Origin of the sequence: Chitinophaga silvisoli (assembly GCF_003412465.1) — a bacterium.
Taxonomy (GTDB): Bacteria; Bacteroidota; Bacteroidia; order Chitinophagales; family Chitinophagaceae; genus Chitinophaga; species Chitinophaga silvisoli.
Genome location: NZ_QTJV01000018.1, coordinates 75,613 through 96,906, shown reverse-complemented (window position 1 = coordinate 96,906; position 21,294 = coordinate 75,613). Strand labels below are relative to the sequence as shown.

Below are 21,294 nucleotides of genomic sequence, written 5' to 3'. Positions count from 1 at the left end.
GTAAATTATTCTTATATTCACATATTGAAGATAAAAACTCTTTACCATTAAATGCCCCTTTACCCTAATTACATATCCAGAATATCCTTTTATTAATCACCTATAATCATTGTTAACCATGAGAAAATTCTATCTGGTATTGCTACTTGCATTACTACCAGCATGCTTATCTGCGCAGGTTATTACCCGTTTCATCAGTGCAGACCAGGTTTCATCCCGGGTACCTGAAAATCCTAATGCGCGAATTGCCGGGTTTTCCCTTAATACCCGTATTAATGTTGATTCGCTGCTCAAAGAAGATGCCTATGATCAGCAACATGATCTGCCTTTCCGTTTTGGTGTTGGGTATGATGTGGACCTCGGTTTAAAGAATGGCAGCTGGACAGACGTTGAAGGAGGCAAAGTATGGCAGCTCCGAATCTCCTCTGTGGGTGCGCATAGCCTGAACTTGCAGTTTAACAATTTCCAGCTGGCAGAAGGTGCGGAGCTTACTATTTACAACGCAGAAAAGACTATGCTGATGGGGCCAATTACTGCTGCACAGAATAACAGTTCCCATTTATTCAATACAGATCTTGTGCAGGGATCTGCTATTGTACTTGAACTCTTCGAACCTGCTGCAGTAGCTGGTCGCAGCCAGCTGCACATTAAAAAAGTAATACACGGTTATAAGCCGGTATACAAAGAGTATGCGGGATATGGTCAATCCTTACCGTGTGAGATTAATGTGAACTGTACGCAAGGAGATGCCTGGAGAACAGAGTCCAATGCTGTGGCAATGATGCTCCTGGAGAATGGTGATCGCTGGTGTTCCGGCTCCATGATCAATAATACCTGTAATGATTTCAGGCCATATTTTCTAAGTGCTTTTCATTGCACTGATGGCCGGAATGTAAGCGGTATGGTATTTCGTTTTAATTATAAAAGTCCTGGATGCACCAGCAGCGATGGCACCTCATTTATATCCTTTAATGGCGCAACGCTTCGGGCTGCCTGGCAGACATCTGATTTTGCACTTATGGAATTAAATACACGCCCGGCGCAGAACAGCGGAATTACTTATGCCGGCTGGTCCAGGAGTACCAATGCTCCTGCCAGTAGCACTGGTATTCATCATCCAAATGGAGATGTGATGAAGATTTCAATAGATAATGATGCGGCCACAGATTTTGCCTCGGATATTAGCTGGGTAGGTGGCACTGTTTCTCCTGCACATACACATTGGCAGGTGATGTATGATCAGGGTGGGATAGAAGGAGGTTCTTCAGGTTCTCCCTTGTTCAATCCCAATCACCAGATTGTCGGACAATTGCATGGTGGTAGAGGTAATTGCCCCGGAGATGCTATCTTTGACAGCTTTTATGGCCGCTTCGATATTTCCTGGATAGGTGGGGGCAGTATAGGCACCCGGCTAAGGGACTGGCTTGATCCTTCCAATACCGGTGCTCAGAACGTAAACACAATTATTACCCCTTCTATTACAGGGCCTGATTTTATTTGTTCCAATGGAAGCGGTGTATATCAGCTAACGGCATTACCAGCAGGCTCCAATGTAACCTGGTCTGCATCCACCACATTCGTTACCCTCACACCAGCAGGAAGTTCTGTTACTGTTACCGATAACGGCACTCATAATTATTTTACCCTTACAGCGACCATTACCAATCCCTGTGGCACATCGTATGCTGCAACAAAGCAGTTTTTTATCGGTGAGCCTGTTGTACAGGGAAGTTTTACTGTAAATGGCACTACACATGTGCTGACTCCCGCCGGCCGTCTTGATCTGAGCTATCCAAATGTGGCCTGCTACGGCTACCAGACGAGCACCAACATGAACATCCAGGGGGCCGGCACTGTAACATGGACAAACGCGGGTATGTCTTCACCTGTTTCATGGTCCCAGGTAGGTAATAACCTCCGCTTTACATTTTCCGAACCGGATCAATGGGCAATTTTCCGTGTTACTGTAACCAATAATTGTGGGACTACGAGCTATACATACCGATTTAAATCTGAAAGCTGCGGTGGGGTACCGCCGGTTAATCCAATTATCCAGCCAAATCCTGCGGCAGAGAATATTCTGATCAGTATTCCGCAAACGAAATATGCAGAAGATGTAAATGCCAGAACTGCTAATCCGGTGAAGAACGGGAATATTACAGAAGTCCGGGTATATGATATGACAGGTAAACTGAGATTAAGACAACGGTTTACCGGCAATAGCAAAAAAGAGCAGATGAATGTTGGCTTATTAAATAACGGTAACTATATCATTGAAGTCTTTATAGATGGACGGAAGAAATCAACTGAAAAACTGTTCATTTACAAATAAATGCTCTTGTGGGTACAATATTTTATCCCGGAAATAAAAAAGGGCATGAGTAAATGAAGCTCCGGATAATCGCTTAAACAAAATTTTCTCCATAAGGCCAAATAAAATGGGCTGTCTCGAAGTTTGAGACAGCCCATTTCCTTCCTTATTCACCTCCGGCGATCTCAGTATCGATGCATACAACAATTCTCCCTGCACCACCGGCCTGCATACACAAGCTCCCGGCAGGATGTATAAGCTCCAATAATTTTCCTTCCTGGCTAAAACGACTGAAGCAATTCCTGGTCTGGTCAGTTTTCAGCAGGAGCATCTTCCATTCAGGTGTTCTTCATAAAATTGGAGGCCTGTTCGCAATTGCCGCGGCAGTCGCGTGGATATTGAGTGCTGCGTTTTTATCTTTACAAAGATGCGATACGATGAGTTGAAAGCGAGGTATGCGAGCACTTGACACGCTACTGCCCCCTAATTTTCCGTTTATGATTTCTGCCCCAACGGATCATCGCATCAATCACTTCCTTCAGCGTTTCCGCATAGGGTGTTGAAGAATACTCTACTGTAACAGGTTTCGTATTACATACCTGCCTTTTTACCAATTGGTTTATTTCCAGTTCCTGCAGTTCTTTGGTTAGGATCCTGGGTGAAATCCCTGACTCTCTCGACAATTCTCCAAACCGCCTGGTACCGCCGTTTACTAAAATTGAAAGGATGACTAATTTCCATTTGCCATTTACCACGTATAAAGTGTCTTGTATAGCAGCATGGACATTCTCACATCCATCATCCTGTTGATCCTTCATATACTTCTCTTTATGTAACTACTTACATTTATGTAACTGGTTACAAATGTATACTATAAATCGCCAAACTTTGTCCTTCAATCAAAAATTATGGATTTATGAAAAAATTAAAAGACAAAGTAGTGATCATGCAATCTAAGTATGTTGCCAGGCTGGTCACTTAGCTGGCAGTCTTTTTTCAACTACGGGGATACAATTTTTATAATCACAAAACAATTAGAATTGGCAACAAATACAAGAAAAATTTTCGTTTGGATATTAAGTGGATTGATTGGCTTGATGCTTTGTGCTTCGGCTATCGACAAAATTATACAAAGCAATCATGCCCTGCAAATGGGGGCATCATTTGGGCTTTCTGGTGCGACCTATTCATTGATGGGAATCATTGAGATCTTATCTGTTATCCTTTTCCTGATTCCCAGAACAGGAATCCTGGGTACATTGCTGTTATCTTCTTATTTAGGGGGTGCTATTGCCACCCATTTACAGCATCAGCAGAATATCGTATTTCCGATGGCAATTGAAGCACTCGTGTGGATTACAGCGGTAGTCCGCTTCCCGGAATTGCTCCTGCGGATAAGGGGGAAAGGAAACCAGGAATAAAAGCCCGTTATCAATGAATTTGGATCTCTTCTTTTGAATGTATGGTTGAAGATTAAGAAAAATTAATCTGGTCTTCATGTAGCCCTCATCCTCTCAGGTCAACTTTACATTCAAAAGTAAGAGTTATGCCTAAACATCATCTGGAAAAAGATTTACAACAAGTAACCGGAAATCCCGAATCGTTCATCAGGCTGCTGATAAAAGATAAAGAAGACCGGGAATTTTCTTTGCACGAGCTTACAACAGGCGGTCCTGCACACAAACAATTATACAGCAATTTGCTGCTGCAACGCATGTACGCCTTGATTAAAGCTGTGGAAAATCATTCAGGAAATAAGTTTGCCGTCAGGAAAGGGAATGTATTGGTGGCTCATAAGGAGGATACTGAAGTGCCAATACCACTTGTGTTAGAAGAAGTCAGTGATGCTCAGAAAGAAGCGGTAACCGGGGTGTTGTCGCATGCTCCTGCCCACGAGATTATTGCATTTAATAGTTTATTACAGGGGATTGAATGGTGTATATCTTCTCTTGAAAGAAACCGCCTGTAATGAGCAATCATGTATTCACACTTAAAAGCTTACACGATGAAAACAAGAACACATTTCACAAAAGCATTTATGATGGTAGCATGTTGCTTGTGCTGCGGAACGATGCTTTATGCACAAGAGCCGGCTACAGCACCAGCTGCAATACCAGGTGTGGCACCTGCTGTGACGACACCTCCACCGCCTATTCCCGGGGGAACTGGATTGCAGGCGCCTCCACCAGCACCAGGCATGCTTCCACCACCACCTCCCGGGGGACCTGGCTTACAAGCACCTCCGCCACCTCCATCAGCACCCGCCATACTTCCCCCTCCGCCTCCAGGGCAGTTGCAGGAAGTACAAACATATACAGGTACCATTGTTAGTCTTGCAGCAAACGATGAATTTATATATGACGGGTATTACCTGGCAGATCATGCCGACACGCTCCTCGTGAAGTTTCCGCCACACCTGGGTGCCACACTCAAAGAAGGCCTGAAATCCGGCGCAAAGGCAACGGTTACAGGAACTATGAACCTTGCTCCTACAGGACAAAAAGAAATCAGCATGTTGTCTGTTTCAACAGGCGGAAAAACTTTCTCTGATACCGGTGTATCGTCGGTAGCACCTGCACAGGAAACATTTATTTCCGGAAGTGGAAAGATCACGAGCCTGCAGCTTAACAGGGAAAATATGTTAGCCGGCTTACTTATCGACAACAATACCGTATTGCGAATCCCGCCATTATCTGCCATGCAGTTAGCCAGCTCATTACAGGTTGGATCAGCGGTCGCATTCACGGGTATGAAGAGAGCCCTCAATGCAGGAGAGGCTTTGCAGGGAAATTATACACTTGTACATTGTCAGACTATAACCGTGAATGGCCACCAGTATCTGGCACAGTAATAGTTGTGAAAGTAGATCCTGAAACGGGGAATGATTCATCTTTGACATCCCCGTTTTCAGGATAATACGGCATCAACTTCTGCATCTGCTTGTAAATAGGAATACGGGTCTAACTTCATCGCTTTATGGTACTATTGGTAAATAGCCAGCAGGCAGAGGTCGCCTAAATCGCCTGAATTTCTTTATAGCAGATTTGCAGGCGGGCGTAGGTCCGTTCCTGGGAATTTTCTTAATAGAACGGGGATGGCAGACATCTATGAACGGCACAGTAATGACAATAGGCGGCATCGCAGGTATAATGATAACGACTCCTGCCGGTGCACCGGTGGATGCTACAAACAAGAAAAGATTGTTTGTGCTGCTACCTGGTATATGTACCTTCTTAGCAGCTGCAATCATTTTGTACTCCCGGCAGTTGTGGGTAGTGGCAGCTTACGGGGCCATGCTACCTCTTTATGTTTGGGCAGCTGCATCTAAAAAGCCGGAGACCCTTCCATGTTTGTAGCTATGACGGTCGCCTTTGCGCAGCTGATCATGGTGTTTACCTCGATGATAGCTAGTGCAGCTTTAAGCCCGTCATTGGGTAAATGGCTAGTACATTTCATAGGCTATAATAGTACCTTTCTGCTGCTGGGTAGTTTTGCGATCGCCTCAATTATATTGTGGACTTCCGGGTATAAGTTTCTACAGGAATCTTCTCAGCCTGCGTGTTGTGTAGTGTGTGGCGGAAAATATAAAATCCACAACTTCGTTATCCTTATACCTGTTTAAACTATCAGCATGAATTTTTTTCGGAGACATATTATATTCATTACAATAGCCCTGTCACTGGTAGGAATCCTGGTGTTCTTCATGCTTCAGAAAAACGATCTTCAGCACGAAGTACCCGCTTCGGCAATTCCTGCTCCGCTTACCCAGCGCATGAGCGGGATGGTGACCAGGTACGGGAGCAACGGGCATGGCGATATTGACAAAATGCTGATGAAAGGGAAGGCAGGACAACTGTGGATCCATTTTCCTCCGCATGCGGCGAGATTTGTTTTACAGGCGACAGACCGGCAGGTAGCTGTTACAATTGAATACACAGCAGATATACATGGAAAAGGTGAAACGAATAATGAATTAAGGACAATCACGGTTCGGCGTAATCATTTAGTGGACCTGAGAAGTATTCCTCCTCCACCACCGAGCCGGGGCGATGAAGTGACTGTGAGCGGCAACAAGTTTTACATCAGAAAAGATGAGGAAGGAAGGATGATAGGATTTGTACTTGCAGGTACCTTAGTAGTATTACCCCCGCATATAGCTGAGAATCTCATGCCAATGATCCTGACTGCTCAGGAGCTAACTGTAAAAGGTCAGCAGCGAAGCGATGAGGATGGTTTCGTAAATGTTTATGGCAAGGTATTACGGCCATCGTCCATCACCGTAGATCATCAAACTTATCTGGTACAATAAATAGTGAACTATGAAAATTCTGATAGTGGAGGATGAACGGAAATTAGCCGGCTATATGGAAAAAGGCTTAAAGCAGGCAGGATACCTGACAACTGTCTGTCATGATGGTGCTGCTGCACTTGAGCAGGCAGCCATTGAAGAGTTTGACCTGATTTTGCTGGACCTGATGCTGCCTTCAACGAATGGATTTGAAGTACTGAAAAACCTGCGTGCATTCAATATAAATGTACCGGTCATCATTGTCAGCGCACTGAGTGATACCCGGCAGATTGTAGAAGGACTGGATCTTGGAGCTGTCGATTATATCAAGAAGCCCTTCGACTGGGAGGAGTTGCTGGCAAGGATCAGAACTGTACAGCGCATTGCAGGAAATACAAAAAATTCCACGCTAATGATTGATGACCTGTGCATCGATTTTGCTGCCCGTAAAGTGCTACGCGGAGATAAAGAAATCAACCTTACCACCAAAGAATATTTATTGCTGGAATGCCTGGCAAAGAATGCCAACCGGGTACTAAGCAAAAATCAATTGCTGGAGAATGCATGGGAAATGAACTTTGACCCGGAGAGTAATATTATCGAAGTATATATGCATCAACTGAGGAAGAAGATTGATAAGGATTTTGATAATCCTATCATAAAAACAGTGGTAGGTGCTGGTTATATGTTAAAAGGCGATAAGAAAAGCATGTGAAGAAACATTCACCATATCCGTTTTATACAAGCATCAGGTTCCGGTTTGGATTACTGTTCAACTGTTTATTGATCCTGTTTTTGTCAGCGATCATTTTTCTCATGTACGGGAAAGTAAAACTAGCGTTTGAGAATAATTTCATCCTTCGTTTATCAACAGGGGCTACAAGCCTGTTACAAAAAACAAGTGTTAACCCGGTTACCCTGGCATTGCCCCAGGCGGATGAAAGGTTCCTGCTCACATACGATAATACTATCCGGACAGATACGCTTTTTAATAACCTTCCATCCGGGAGGGATTTTATGACAGATAGTATTCAAAAAAATAGCAAAGACTGGCGGATCAGGAAAAGTAAAAAACTGGAAACGGGTGGCACGCTTACCATCGTCTATGCATTGCCGGCCGGTAACTATAATACATCTATACAGCAGTTGCAGTCCTTACTGCTTATTTATATTCCGTCTGCAATTATCATTTCAATTATAACAGGGTATTTTTTATCAGGATTCTTTTTACTTCCACTTAAAAAAATAATAAAAAAGGCTAATCATACAGATCTGACGGCAAGTATCCAACTGCTGGAAGAGCCTATTTTTAAAGACGAGCTGCATGAACTGACAGTGGCTTTAAACAGGATGTTGGAAAGGATCGATCACCAGTCTCAATTACAAAATGCTTTTTTTGCCGCAGCATCGCATGAATTGCGAACGCCTTTGAGCAATATGCTGACCGAATTACAGACGACAGCCGCGGCGGAAAGCTCAGCGCAGCTCATTAAAAACCAGGTAGAAGAGGTGCAGCGCCTGAAAAAGCTGGTAGATAATTTTTTATTGATGAGCAGGTTGAAGGCGAAAAATGTTCCGGTGAATAAAACCAGGATTTCCATTGCAGAGTTATGTATGGAGATAATGGAACGCATGCAGAATGAGGCGTATGAACACAAACTCCGGTTTATGTTACATGTATCTCCAACTGATGAAGAGCTATTTGTATCAGCTGATAAGGATCATTTGAGTATCATATTAGGCAACCTGTTTAGTAATTGTATAAAGTATAGTGTAGCGGACACTGTAATCCGTGTTGATCTATTAAAGCAGGATGGAATCGTATTGACTATACAGAATGAAACGGAGCTGGTAATCAGCGATGTTAAATCTTTGCAGGAGCAGTTTACACGTGTTGAAAATTATAAAGAAGGGTTTGGATTGGGATTATGGATTGCTACGCGCCTGGGCGAAATTAATGATATACGGCTTGCACTAAACTACCATGACAGTGTGTTTCGAGCTGTTTTACATATGTGAAAGCGGCTTTAATTGGTAGGTAAGAAAGCCGGAACCCTACCTCCGGCTTTCCCACAAATACAAATATTATTACTTGAATAACAATTGAGCGAACTGATAAAGGTTATTGCGCCATACTGGCCAGGTATGGCCACCGGGGTATTCACTGTAACTATACTTAATCTTCATTTCGTCAAACCTGGCCAGCATATTCTGGCAATTTTTGTAAGCAATATCTTCTTTCCCGCCCATAGCGATCCAGAACTGTTTCAGGTTACTGTTTATTTTACCGGCTGATTGCTGCATAAATTTGTATTGTTTTTCTGCAGCCGTTTGTGTACCGCCAAACCAACCAGAGCTGAACACACCCAAATACGCAAATTGATCAGTATTGTTAATACCTGCATAGAGTGTTTGTAAACCACCCATGGAAAGACCCGCCAACGCCCGTTGTTGTGCAGTTTCTATTGTACGGTAATTATTTTGAATAAATGGAATGACCATCTTCATGAGTTCATTTTCAAATGTCTGTAATGCCTGCTCACCAAAGGTACCTGAAGATACATTGCCGTCCATCATCACTACCAGCATAGGTGTAGCCTGATGGGCTGCAATAAGGTTATCCATGATCAGGTCCGTTTTTCCCTGTGTGCTCCAACCTCTTTCGTCTTCGCCACCACCATGCAAGAGGTAGAGTACAGGGTATCGTTGCTGAATGGCGCTGTCATAACCCGGAGGTGTGTATACCAAACAACGGCGCCAGGAATTGGTGACGGCTGAGAAATAGCGTTTAATACGCACATCGCCATGAGGTACATCTTTAATGGCATAAAAAGCACCATCTGCAAATGGAATTTCAATGCCGGCGGCCATACGTCCCATTCCATAAAAAGTTTCGCTGGCCGGATCAGCTACAGCTACACCGTCAATCAACAGGGAATAATAATGAAATCCTTCGCCGAGGGAGTCTGTTGTACCGGTCCAATATCCTGCAGTATCCTTTGAAAGGTCATATTTTTTTCCAAGGTCGACCTGTACCTTTTGTGCCTGGGGGGCTTTCAGACGGAAGACGACACGGTTGTCAGGCAATACCTGTGGATAGCTGGCCTGGCGTACATTCGTCGCCGCAGGTGTGCCAAGCACGGTATATTGACTGAATGAAGAAGGTTCGAGGTCCTTAAACAGCAACTGTGAAAACATGTATAGGTCATTTTTCCAGACTTTGAAATCATGTTTACCAGGTTCTAAATAATAGATATGTGGAATCTTATGTTCATACAGGTATTCATGTGTTCGTTTACTGAAACCGATCAGGTTATCACTGTCACCGCAGGAAATCCAGAGTAATTTAAGCTGTCTTTTTGTATTTTCAGGGTCAGGCACCAATACCTCAGGACTCCGGGTATTAGGTGCGGAGGAAAAACCGCCCACCCAGGCAAACTTATCAGGATTACCTAAGCCGAAGTTAAGTGACTGGCCTCCTCCCATAGATAAGCCTGCAATGGCACGGTGTTCCCTGTCAGCTAACACAGGGTAGTGCTTTTCAATAAAAGGAATAAGATCTTTGATCAGGTCCTGCTCAAAAGTAGCGAATGCCTGAACTTTATCAGGTGCCATGATATTGCCGGTTGCGCGGTCATCTTTCATCGCTCTTCCATTTGGCATAACAACGATCATGGGCGCTGTTTTTCCTTCAGCATAGAGGTTATCGAGGATAATTTGAGGAGTACCACCGTTGAGCCATTCCTTCTCATCGCCGCCAATGCCATGCAGGAGATACAGTACAGGATATTTATTTTTCTTGGCATAGCCAGGAGGCGTATATACCAGGGCGCTGCGGATGGTGCCCACAGTTGTAGATGGATAGTGGATGGTGTCTATCCTTCCATGTATAATGTTGCTGCGTAAGGAATCAAATCCTTCAGGGGCATGGTTAATTATCGCTTGTGTATAACCGTTTAGATGGGCTATACAAAATAGGGCAATCGCCAGGATCCGACTTTTCATGGTTAATATTTATTTAGTAGTAAAAACGTGGTATGCTTTTTTGGTATAAACATGTAAGGTATATGATTGAAATGGGGTACATCAAAGGGTTTTGTTAGATTAACAATGTCCATTTCATTTATTTAATTTAAATATAAATTGATTATTAGCATGCAGATCATTAAAAGAATTAAATCTGATTATCGGTCTATTTTGAAAGCAAAAATCTACAGGTTATTAACCAAGAGTTTATGGATATATTTGATTTGTATGTTTGTGATTGCGTCGGTATTACCTTTGCCCGCTGTTAACTTCCTGGTTTCGGGACTAATTTATTTCATTTCTTTTTTAGTCCTGGTAATTATTCCTGCTTATCATTTTAGTACTGTTCGCCTTGTTAAGACTTTGCAGTTTGATGCAGATGCAGAATTTAGTGAAACAGGTATTGTATTGAGGCATAGGAATAAGGATGTGGTGGAGACGAAAGGCTGGGAGTGGATTTCAAGGATTATAATTACGGGGGGATCAGTGGTGTTGGAGACGAGGCAGTATCCTGGGTTTATGATTTTTTTGAGTAAGGAGAGGCTGAAAGGGGAGGAGCTAAGTTTTTTTAGGAGGATGGGTGAGCGGGTGCGGCGAAAATCCTCCTAAAATAAGAAAAGGCCGGAGAAAGCCTCCGGCCTTTTCGCCAGGTGCCCGAAGCTGGATCGCTCGCGGACTGAATATTAATTATTTATAGAAATTGCGTGTCAAATAGACAAAATGATTTGAGCCCTTCGCTATTTAAAAATGTTCAATTCCTCATTATAAACAGGACTTTGTATGCCCAAAAAATTTAAAACACTGTGAAATACATAGTCTTGTGACAATGGACTGTCTGGCTTCAGTTGTTTTAAACTGTTATCGGATGTCCAAACTATAAAAGGGATGTCATATTGTTGTTTCGGTGCCAGGCTTAAAGGCAAACCATGCATGTAGAGATTTTTTTCCCCTAAAGATTCCCCATGGTCGGAAACAAAAATCATGGCACTTCTATATTCCTTTAATTGTTTTAAATCTTCAATTACATTGGATAAAATATAGTCGGTATAACAAATCGTATTGTCATAAGCGTTGACCAGTTCTGTATTAGAACATTTTGCTAATTCAACGCTATTACAGACTGGCTTAAAAGTTTCGAACTGAGGCGGATATTTTTTGCTATACTCAGGTCCATGACTAGTACTTGTGTGCAAAACTATCAATACCTTGCTTTTTGTACTTGCTGCTATTTGCTCTTTCAGATTATTCAAAAGAACTTCATCGTAATCACATCCATCTCCTTTACAATCTTTCATCAGCGCCTCTTTGTTCAGGTAATTTTTTATATGAACGGGTGGTTCTCCCCAGTTTGTGGTTCTCCAGACAACCTCTACGCCATTTCTATATAAATAATTGGGCAGAATCTCATACAAATCCCCGGTATTTTTATGTTCTAAAATACACTTTACACCTGCAGTAGTGTAGGTGGCGCAAGAGGTAGCATTAAAATGAAATACATCAGGGGTTTTTGAAAGTAATGGATTTGTATTTTTACTGTACCCGTATAAAGAAAAATTTTCACTTCTGGCGGATTCTCCAATCACTAAGACAACAACTGATTTCCGGTTATCTTTTATGGTAGCATCTGGCAATAATATTTCTTTTTCATTTTCCTGGTGTTTATGTACAAAAAACAGGGAAAGATTAACTGTGTAACTCCATGGCATAGCAAGCCCACCTAATACTTTTGAATTTTTATCAACCCACAGCCAATTGGGGGAATTGGCAAATACTACAGTTAACATAAATAATAAAGTAGCTAAAGCAATGACTGAAAATCGCTTGAATGTTACATTTACTATTTTGGCTTTAATGATAAGAATGGCAGGAATAACACCCAGCAGAATTATATAGAGTAGTAATTTTATGGAAAAAAAACCAGATGCCTCACCATAATTGGTATTGAGCACATTACCCATCATTTCTGCATCTATTATAACGCCGTAAGTATTAATAAAGTAAACTGCAATTGCGCTGGCAATAAAGAAAAATGCCAGGATAACTTTGCCTACAAAGCGTAATAGAAATAATATCAAAAAAAAGGCGAATGCATTTGCAACCACCATTAGGATCACAAAACAAATAATAATGGAGATGCCGTTAATACTTTTACAATCAACATTATTAAAAATAAATTTGAAAAAAGGATAATGAAAGAATAAAAAGTTAAGACAACTAATTAATAGAGAAAAGTGAACAATTTTTATATTATCTTTTAATAACCGCATAAGCCATTTTATAAAACGGAACAATTAATAAAATTAATATAAAATATAATATTGTCAAATTTTTGTTGATTATTTGCTGGTTAATGACGCAAAACAAGCCAGTTTTAATGAATTAAAAATCAGATAGTACTTTTTATTGTTAATCCAGGCCCAGATCTAGGAAATGTTAGGGAGCGGGTTGACTGATGCAGGAAATTGCCTCTCTAAGCTGAAAAACTCCAATGACCGTTTCTATGTCAATCTTAAAAATGAGGAACAGTCCTCAGCACTAAACGATGCTAGAAATTCAAAGCTTATGACTACAAAATGGGCCGAACTATTTATCTTGAAAAATTCGCTTTATTAATGAGAGCAGCGACGAAAAGATTCGGAATCCAGCATAACCACGCAACGGTCAGATAAGAAGAGGCAGGATCTTTTGTAATTTGAATTAACAGCGGATACCACAACCGGAGTGTAACAGCCGCAAATGTACAAGCAAAACTGTATGTCATCAATTGTTGATGGTTGATTACTTTACCCTTTCTAATTTGTATAACTGCTATAACGGTAGTAAGGAACCAGGTCAATCCTAAACAAATAAATCCTATCGCTGAGATTGAATTACCATTAGCGTAAAAACCTATATAGATGCCGCATAAAGAGCTAATGGTTACACATACCACATACACCTTTCCTATTATTTTATGTAGATTCAGGTACTTACTCCGGAATTTATCACCAAACTGCCGCCACCCAATAAAGAGCGAAATTCCTCCAAAAGTAATATGTGCAAAAAAAGCAGTTTTATAAACTATATGTCCTAATATTTCAGGGGATTTAGAATGTAGAAAAGTGTTTTTATGATCTACAAAGACATAAATAAGTGGATAAGCGCCAATAAGAATCGCAAGAATACAAATAATAACAAAAAGCCAAATTTTCATAGTAATGGATTGGGAGCTTTGTAAATGTGAATTAAAAAATGGGTAATCTCTCCGGGAAAAAAAGTTGCCTACTTATTACTAAGAACCATATTGCAAGCACATAATTTGCCCAGGCTTTTTATAATTTCAAAATATCAAAATGGAATAAAAGCAAGCAATGAAAATTTTGGCTTAACAAAATAAGGAGAGAATAAAATCCTATTTTAAAAGTAGGACTAAGATATATTTATTTATTACAAATCTGAAACTTCAGCTGCGATATTTTTAAGTATCAATCAAGTATAGTGATTTTTAGATTGCGGAAATAGCCCTCTGTCCCAACGTCAACAAATAAACCCACAGCTCCGGTCGCATCTGCACCCAGTTTTAGGTCATTCACAATTAAAACAGGTTGATTATTATTGTTCAAAAAGAGCTTTGCCTGAGTTCCATGAATAATAATTTTCAACTTAATCCATTCATTTAAGCCCATATCAGCATATGCTTCATACTTTTCAGGATTTTCTTTTCTTAAACGATCAAATTTATAATCTGGAAAGGAAAAGTATTGAATTGAGTGATTGCGCCTTACCTGATCGTCTGCTCTGCCATTGGTTGGACGTATATAAATAGATTCAAACTTAGAATTCGTATCATCAATCCTGAATGCCAGTCCAATAAATCCCCGGTCCGTTGGAGAAGCTGTAGCAAGGAGTTTACTTAAAACATCTACTTCAATAATACCATTTTTGAAATTAGTATTTTTTATTCGAACAAATGTAGCCTCGTCCGCTTCCTTAATAAGAGAATCTTTTACAACCTGAACAACATTTTCACCTTGAATTTTATTGAATTGCATAGAAACCTTATTCGGTATAAGGTTATCTTTTCCCAATTTTATTTTTTGACCGTAAACAAATTTTGCAGCTAAAAGGCTTAGGCAAATAATAAGGTTTAGTTTTTTCATATGAATTCATTTAGAGGCTCGGAGCTATTTAGCATTCTTTTTAGACCCTGTATTTTTGCACCTTCATCCAATATTATGTCGTAGCCGGTCCAAGGATTAACATATGGTCGTTTTGCTTTTCCCCCAGGCATGTTCCTAACGAAGAATAAAAGATTAAGAACTGTGGTTTTATCATATGCCCTTTTCCTGTGAAATTAGGAACACCCATATCCTTTAAAAAGGTCATTTTGCCTTTAAACTTGTCATTTTATATTTCTCTTTCGGTATTGCCGGGGAGTTGTATTAGTATGTTTTTTGAAGAAGCGGTTAAAATTGGACGGATCTGAAAATCCAAATTCGTAGCAAATCTCTTTTGCGGTTTTATTTTGATATAGTTGTTTCTTTATTTCTGAAATCAGCTTTTGATGGATCATTTGCTGCGCTGATAATCCACTGAACTGCCTGCAGATTTTATTAAAGAATCCCGGGCTTACATTAAGCATTTTAGTATAAGCTTCAACAGTCTGGTTCTCTAAATATTTCTGTTCCAATAAAGATCGGAATCTATAGAAATCCGGATGAACATAGGTATCCCTCTGAATATTATATTCCCCGGCATAATAGCGATTGAGAATGATAAGCAGCTGATATAGAATAGCTCTAATCAAATGATTGCTGTCATTCTGGATCTGCTCGACCTCCCGTTCTATATCATGTAAGAGTTCGAGGCATTTTCCAAATGATGTTTTGCCTATCTGCATTCCCGCAGGATGTGAATACTGATGGAAGTATTGTAACCGGTAGAGAAATAATTCATCCGAAAAAAAAAGATGGAGGAAATCTATTGAAAAAAATAAGGCATAGCCTTTTACCTGCGTCTTAATTTCCCAGCGACGAAGTTGTCCTGGACTGGTGAAAATAATGGTTCGAGGATTTATTGATATTTTATTTTCGTCCAATACAAATGTTCCCGTTCCCGCTGTTATGAAAATAATTTCGTAAAAACTAAGTTGGTGTAATGTATTGTCTAGCACATAATTTTTAAGGGTTTCAATCCGTCCAATATCTAATAGTAGTTCTGGCCCATATTTATCAGGCACGAAATGATATGTAGTAATTTTCGGAATTAACGTCATTTATTTACAATTTCTTGTTAGTATATTGAATTGCATAAAAATACAAATTTTCGTTAACCATCGTGCAAGCATGCATCATTTGCTTTACTTGTATTACAGGCGGCAGTTTATACGTCTATGCATTTAGGAGATTGAATTTTTCCGACCTTAAATCCTTCAATTTTCGTATAATACATTCCTTAAGTTTTAGTTTTTTTATGAAAAATTTATTATTGCTTTTGATATGTTTTACTTTTCTGTTGTTGTTATCCTGCAGCTCATCGCGTCATTTTGAGGATAGATTTATTTCAAAAGGATGTAACATTGACTCTGTCAGGAAGCAAAGTGAGATAGCTTTTAAAAAGCTGGATAAGAAACGTAAAACGCCGGCAGGTTTATATAAAACACAGGTATATGAAAACGATACATCCATCTTTGTATTACGTTTACTTTCAGATGGAAATATCAGAAACGGAGGAGGAATGATTTTTGAGATTTCGAAGAGAACATGTACAATCGTGGATAGCCAATTGTTTCAATAGTTTAGAGCTAAATAAAAGGGGCATGTCAGAGGTTTTGAAGCGTTCTCTTTATTATTTTATTCACTTTTTCAGTACAATTAGGAAAGGGAGGGAAATAGATCGCTTAGAAGAATTCCAGGAGTTTTGTTTTTGCCAATTCCACCAGGGAAAAGTGTGAGAAGTACGACAATTTCTGCTTGTCATGCTGCTTGTCAATTGCTTGTTAATAATAGTGGTAGAATGCGTTAAAACCTGTGATTTATTGACAATCATAAACTAAAAATGGCTCTGCAATCATTGATTACAGAGCCATTACGTGCCCAGTAATGGTATGTGTTCGAACCAAATGCTTCAAATTATTACTAAACATCAGTAATTAATTACTGTTCTAAATTGAGTACTGCAGGTAATGGTATTACCCTTTTATTTGATGAATTTATTGCGGTGATCCCCTGATGTCGCTTAGGAAAATAGAGGGAACCAGAAAATGATTTGCTTCAGGTCTGGGTTCATTGTGAAGCTGATATTTGTGTAACGGGTCTCTTCCCGAGTTTTTACCTCTTTAAACTCTTCATCTTCGTAGTAATCCTCTTCTCCTTCTGATTCATGATCATAGTACTTAAAAATAGCGTTGTATTCTAGTTTAACTAACCCGCTTTTGCCCTCATATTCGGCCCTGGGAACAGTAAAATCCTTCACGGGGGTTACAATCTCATGTTTATGATAACTGGTAAGTTTTTCACATATCTTATCAAAATATTTGTCATCATAAAGAACGAGGACCAGGAATTCGCCAAGATCTAATTCATTTTTTTTGACCATTTCAAATGCATCAACTTCATAATTGGAAATGATTTTTTTAAGATCGTATTTCTGCATATGGACTTTTTTGATAAATATTTGGTAAATATCTGTAACGGGTTATATATTGATATGGTATATAGATTGGGGCTGTTCCGTATTATAGGAGATATGTATATCCGATTATATCGATGCTGCATTTGCGAAATTTAAAGACCAGTCATTTTGCCAATAACAACAGTCTTTTGTTTGTTTCTCTGATACTACATAATTTTTCATCCCATTTTTCTCCAGATACGAGACCAAGCCATTGGATATATTCAGCTTTTTCCGGGTGATTTTTTGTTTTTAATATCTTCACCATTTCGTAATAACCAGACAGTCCACCGACATCTTCCGGCGGACATGCTCCTCCTCCATCGAGGCAATACGGGCCATTCATATCTTTTGCTTCTATTCCCTCCAGGAGAATCTTATGGTTCCATTCATCCCCAAAATCATAGACATAACAATAAGTCTGTCCTTCTTTCTTGAATATCCGACTTACTTTTGTTTTTCTTGCATCAATAGTAGTTATTTCCGGATCGATATCATCTCCCGGGAGACCATAACATATCTTATCCATCAATCCTGTCTGGGAAAACTGAAAAAGATGGTTATTCTCCCAGCCAAATGCAGCCTGTATAGTCATGTGCAATTGGTAGAAGGTATAATCAGCCGGTACAACAATCTGTCTCCAAACTAACGGATCACTTTCTAGTAGTGTTATATGAAATTTATATATCAATTTAAACCAGTTTATCCTTTTTTCTTGAATAGTTATTTTGTAATCCGATTTACCGCAAAAGCGTATCAAGCTATTTGTAAAATAACTTACAAAATGTGCCTGCTATTTTCTGTGGCAATAGGAATACCCATAAAATTACCCATAAATATCCAAATAGGTAAATATAGTGAAGGAGATATGTGTAATCAGTTGTTAGAGGTTTTTGGAGGTTGATCGAAATTTATTTAATCAGATCTATCATCAAATGATATAAAAACAGGAAAGCTGTAGATAATAGCTCCGAACATCGCCAATTAAGTGCCCTGAACTGGAGCGTTTTTAAACCCAATATCATTTATTATTAATAAATTAATCATTTCAAATTCAGTGTTTGATAATTTTACTGAGTTTAACATCGGATTAACTTACCGGAGTCATCAGAGGATTAATTTTACAGGATTCATCCAATTGTTGACTATTTATGAATAAGGAATACCAAGCGTGGCTTTCACAAATTAAATACAAAGTTCAGCAGTCCCAATTAAGAGCTGCCCAAAATTTCAACATTGTTCTGATTGAACTTTACTGGGAGTTAGGGCGTGAAATCGTAGCATGACAGAAAGATTTCAAGTGGGGCGATAACTTTCTTCAACAGCTTCCGATTGACTTAAAATTGAGTTTCCCGCAAATAAATGGGTTTTCCCGTCGGAATTTATATACGATAAGGCAGTGGTATCTATTTTTTTCACAACAATTTGAATTTGTGCCACAGCCTGTGGCACAATTACCTTGGTCATACCAAAGACTATTGATTTCCAAAGTTAAAGATATTGATATTGCCATTATTTATGCAAATGCCAGCCATAAAAACGGATGGTCCCGTGATACTCTGGAGGTTAATATTAATAGAAGTTACCATTTAAGATTAGGTAACGCGGACCATAATTTTGAAGTAACACTGCCTAAACCACAATCCGATCTTGCAGTGGAAAGTATGAAGGATCCGTATCATTTTGACTTTCTGGGGTTGGAAGATGATGCTCAAGAACGTGAAATCGAGCAAGCTTTGACCCAAAAAATAACAGATTTTATGTTGGAACTGGGGAAAGGGTTTGCATTTGTTGGCCGTCAGTACAAATTAGAAATAAATGAAGCTGATTATTTTCTGGATTTGCTCTTTTATCATTTGCATCTTAGGTGTTATGTAGTAATTGAATTGAAAGCTGGGAAATTTAAGCCGGAATATGCCGGTAAATTGAATTTTTACCTATCGGCTGTAGATAGCCAATTGAAACACCCAACAGATAGTGCGTCAATTGGTATCATTTTATGTAGAATGAAAGACAAAATAGAGGTTGAATACGCCCTTCGTGACATGAATAAACCTATTGGAGTGAGTGCCTTTGAGTTGTCTGAAATAATTCCTGAAGGTCTAAAAATGCAGCTTCCTACTATTGAGGAAATGGAAAATAGTTTGATTGATTGATATCTATTTAGTCAGTTTTAGAACTCGAATATTTAAATGCGTGTGCTCTTGACTATTTACAAGTCTACGAATATTGGTTTTATTTGAAATTGAGTAGTTATCATCGATTTAATCTTTAACAGTTATTATATAATTATATGCATTGGTTAGATACCCATTGTCCATTTAAGACGTTTAATTCTATTTCTGCCATGTTTAACCAACTGCTGTGCTTCGGTGTGTGTATAAATTAAAATAATTACCAAATCAATATTAAATCCATTATAAATTGTTTTACATTGAGCGAACATAAAAAAATATTATATATGAAATTTTATTTGTTGTTAGCCTTTTGTAGCGTTTCTATTGCTGCATCAGCACAAACTAATACATTCCCTGCGAGTGGGTCTGTTGGCATTGGAACGACCTTTCCCCGCGCCTATCTAGATGTAGCGACGGCTAGTTTAAATACGTTGACAAGTGTATTGGGGCGTTTACCCGAGGGCAATAGCGATAGTTCTGGGTCTTATTTGGGAGTTCATACTTATGTTACGCAGCCCGGCCCTTGTAATTCATTTTCACTTGAGCATAAATTTTATGGCAGGTTGAATAGTTCGATTAACTTTTATCGTGGGGGAAGTTATACCGGTGGTTTTATTACGTTTACTACGAATAATGGGACGGAGAGAATGCGGTTGGATGATAATGGGAATTTGGGGATTGGGACTACGAATACCGGGAGTTATAAGTTAGCGGTGGAAGGGGTGATTGGAGCGAGAAAGATTAAGATTACGCAGGCGAGTTGGGCGGATTTTGTTTTTGATGAGGATTATGAGTTGCCTTCATTGGCGGAGACAGCGGGGTATATTAAGAAGTATAAGCATTTGCCAGGAGTGCCGGATGAGGCGGAGGTGAAGAAGGAAGGGGTTGATGTTGGGGAGATGAATAAGGTGTTGTTGCAGAAGGTGGAGGAGTTAACGTTATATTTAATAGAGATGAAGAGGGAGCAGGAAGAGCAGAGGAAGGTGGTGGAAGAACAAAGGAGGAGGATTGAGGAGTTAGAGAGGAAATGAATTTTATGAGGTAGGTCTTAATGGCCTACCTTTTTTGTGTGTGCCAGGCATGGTTATAAGCTCTAGGGTGCAAGTCACGGATGAGCTTTGCAGTTGATTTGCAACATAAAAATGGACACCTGGTTAAGCTGTGCGTTTAAAAATAAAATTTCCGAATTCTTCAGGTTTGAATAGCGCTTACTTTACCGGGCAAGGATACGGGGAGTTCGCCAATCACTACAATCGGAAAACAACTCAACAGACTAAGTTATTCTGGCAAACCGCCATATACTGGTTGGTACGTACGGTGGTGTGAGAGGACAGTGAGGGAATTAATTACCCCATCACTTCCTACTCGATTTCTGAGTGTAGTACCATAAAGACAGATCTACTAAAGAAGATAGAAGCGCTTGAAAGGAGGAAATCGAAGTTGCTATCAACTAAGGATAACTATCTGGAATATTTCCCATGGAGTAGAAATTATAAAAAACATAGCCACCTGCTGGATTATAGCTTCTCCAATCGGCAAAAAACAAATCATTGGTTCGATATTCCCGGGAAAAACTAATTTCCTCAGAAAACCAACTTGATCCAGAATGCGTTAAAACCTGTGAAATATTGACAAGCACTAACTAAAAATGGCTCTGCAATCATTGATTACAGAGCCATTTTGTGCCCAGAACTGGATTCGAACCAGCACACCCTTGCGAGCGCTGCGACCTGAACACAGTGCGTCTACCAATTTCGCCATCTGGGCAACTGATTCCGTGTTAAGGGATTGCAAAGGTAACCCCTTTTCCCATTATTCCAAATTTTTCTTAAAAAAATCTT

The 21,294-nt window shown here is 39.8% G+C and carries 19 protein-coding genes, 1 tRNA gene and 1 pseudogene; 12 read left to right on the top strand and 9 right to left on the bottom strand.

Annotated features, from left to right (window positions below):
- The first annotated feature begins 118 nt into the window (after window positions 1-118).
- Entirely contained in the window at window positions 119-2,332 is a 2,214-nt protein-coding gene (locus DXN04_RS31790; protein WP_116857465.1) for a T9SS type A sorting domain-containing protein, read from the top strand.
- A 452-nt stretch (window positions 2,333-2,784) separates the two neighbouring features.
- Here the strand turns inward: DXN04_RS31790 and DXN04_RS31785 are convergent, their stop codons facing one another.
- Window positions 2,785-3,129, bottom strand: coding sequence for a winged helix-turn-helix transcriptional regulator (locus tag DXN04_RS31785; RefSeq protein WP_116857464.1), 345 nt, complete (start codon window positions 3,127-3,129; stop codon window positions 2,785-2,787).
- A 222-nt stretch (window positions 3,130-3,351) separates the two neighbouring features.
- Here DXN04_RS31785 and DXN04_RS31780 point away from each other — a divergent pair, with 222 nt between their 5' ends.
- The 7 genes from DXN04_RS31780 (at window position 3,352) to DXN04_RS31740 (ending at window position 8,618) form a co-directional block, all read left to right on the top strand.
- Complete coding sequence (locus tag DXN04_RS31780; protein WP_233525732.1) at window positions 3,352-3,732, top strand: DoxX family protein; 381 nt, start codon at window positions 3,352-3,354, stop codon at window positions 3,730-3,732.
- Window positions 3,733-3,857: 125 nt separating this feature from the next.
- Window positions 3,858-4,280, top strand: coding sequence for a hypothetical protein (locus DXN04_RS31775; RefSeq protein ID WP_116857462.1), 423 nt, complete (start codon window positions 3,858-3,860; stop codon window positions 4,278-4,280).
- 36 nt (window positions 4,281-4,316) lie between these two features.
- A complete protein-coding gene (locus DXN04_RS31765) occupies window positions 4,317-5,162 on the top strand; it encodes a hypothetical protein (RefSeq protein ID WP_158569263.1) in 846 nt (281 codons plus the stop codon).
- 256 nt (window positions 5,163-5,418) lie between these two features.
- Window positions 5,419-5,667 (top strand): hypothetical protein, encoded by a 249-nt coding sequence (locus DXN04_RS31760; RefSeq protein WP_147320125.1) that lies wholly within the window; start codon window positions 5,419-5,421, stop codon window positions 5,665-5,667.
- 275 nt (window positions 5,668-5,942) lie between these two features.
- Window positions 5,943-6,620 (top strand): hypothetical protein, encoded by a 678-nt coding sequence (locus tag DXN04_RS31750; protein WP_116857457.1) that lies wholly within the window; start codon window positions 5,943-5,945, stop codon window positions 6,618-6,620.
- 10 nt (window positions 6,621-6,630) lie between these two features.
- Complete coding sequence (locus DXN04_RS31745) at window positions 6,631-7,314, top strand: response regulator transcription factor (RefSeq protein WP_116857456.1); 684 nt, start codon at window positions 6,631-6,633, stop codon at window positions 7,312-7,314.
- Window positions 7,311-8,618 carry a sensor histidine kinase gene (locus DXN04_RS31740; RefSeq protein WP_147320124.1) on the top strand — a complete coding sequence of 436 codons (1,308 nt, stop codon included), beginning with the start codon at window positions 7,311-7,313 and terminating at the stop codon, window positions 8,616-8,618. Before DXN04_RS31745 ends, DXN04_RS31740 begins: the two co-directional genes overlap by 4 nt.
- A 69-nt stretch (window positions 8,619-8,687) precedes the next feature.
- Here DXN04_RS31740 and DXN04_RS31735 read toward each other — a convergent pair whose 3' ends face one another.
- Complete coding sequence (locus DXN04_RS31735; protein ID WP_116857454.1) at window positions 8,688-10,604, bottom strand: alpha/beta hydrolase-fold protein; 1,917 nt, start codon at window positions 10,602-10,604, stop codon at window positions 8,688-8,690.
- Between the two features lie 249 nt (window positions 10,605-10,853).
- Between DXN04_RS31735 and DXN04_RS31730 the strand changes: the two genes are divergently transcribed.
- Window positions 10,854-11,234, top strand: coding sequence for a hypothetical protein (locus tag DXN04_RS31730; RefSeq protein WP_147320123.1), 381 nt, complete (start codon window positions 10,854-10,856; stop codon window positions 11,232-11,234).
- Window positions 11,235-11,362: 128 nt separating this feature from the next.
- On the opposite strand, the gene eptA is transcribed toward DXN04_RS31730, so the two are convergent.
- The 6 genes from eptA to DXN04_RS31690 form a co-directional block, all read right to left on the bottom strand.
- Window positions 11,363-12,892, bottom strand: a complete 1,530-nt coding sequence (gene eptA / locus DXN04_RS31725; protein WP_116857452.1) for a phosphoethanolamine--lipid A transferase EptA — start codon at window positions 12,890-12,892, stop codon at window positions 11,363-11,365.
- 320 nt (window positions 12,893-13,212) lie between these two features.
- Window positions 13,213-13,818, bottom strand: coding sequence for a DUF2306 domain-containing protein (locus DXN04_RS31715; RefSeq protein WP_116857450.1), 606 nt, complete (start codon window positions 13,816-13,818; stop codon window positions 13,213-13,215).
- A gap of 271 nt (window positions 13,819-14,089) precedes the next feature.
- On the bottom strand, window positions 14,090-14,764 hold the full coding sequence (locus DXN04_RS31710; protein ID WP_199415183.1) for a family 16 glycoside hydrolase: 675 nt from the start codon (window positions 14,762-14,764) through the stop codon (window positions 14,090-14,092).
- Between the two features lie 242 nt (window positions 14,765-15,006).
- Window positions 15,007-15,879 carry a helix-turn-helix domain-containing protein gene (locus tag DXN04_RS31705; RefSeq protein WP_116857449.1) on the bottom strand — a complete coding sequence of 291 codons (873 nt, stop codon included), beginning with the start codon at window positions 15,877-15,879 and terminating at the stop codon, window positions 15,007-15,009.
- A gap of 962 nt (window positions 15,880-16,841) precedes the next feature.
- Entirely contained in the window at window positions 16,842-17,258 is a 417-nt protein-coding gene (locus DXN04_RS31695; protein WP_116857448.1) for a hypothetical protein, read from the bottom strand.
- A 142-nt stretch (window positions 17,259-17,400) separates the two neighbouring features.
- Window positions 17,401-17,967: a plasmid pRiA4b ORF-3 family protein gene (locus DXN04_RS31690; RefSeq protein WP_233525735.1), complete on the bottom strand. Its 567-nt coding sequence runs from the start codon at window positions 17,965-17,967 to the stop codon at window positions 17,401-17,403.
- Between the two features lie 610 nt (window positions 17,968-18,577).
- Here DXN04_RS31690 and DXN04_RS35675 point away from each other — a divergent pair.
- From DXN04_RS35675 to DXN04_RS34680, 3 genes and pseudogenes are all read left to right on the top strand, one after another.
- Window positions 18,578-18,859: pseudogene (locus tag DXN04_RS35675) on the top strand (DUF1016 N-terminal domain-containing protein); the annotation flags it as partial.
- Window positions 18,860-18,940: 81 nt separating this feature from the next.
- Window positions 18,941-19,432: a DUF1016 domain-containing protein gene (locus DXN04_RS35670; protein WP_262512548.1), complete on the top strand. Its 492-nt coding sequence runs from the start codon at window positions 18,941-18,943 to the stop codon at window positions 19,430-19,432.
- A gap of 584 nt (window positions 19,433-20,016) precedes the next feature.
- The gene (locus DXN04_RS34680; RefSeq protein ID WP_147320122.1) at window positions 20,017-20,484 is read left to right on the top strand and encodes a hypothetical protein; all 468 of its coding nucleotides are present in this window, start codon (window positions 20,017-20,019) and stop codon (window positions 20,482-20,484) included.
- A gap of 652 nt (window positions 20,485-21,136) precedes the next feature.
- Here DXN04_RS34680 and DXN04_RS31670 read toward each other — a convergent pair.
- A tRNA-Leu gene (locus DXN04_RS31670) sits at window positions 21,137-21,220 on the bottom strand.
- Window positions 21,221-21,294: the final 74 nt, after the last annotated feature.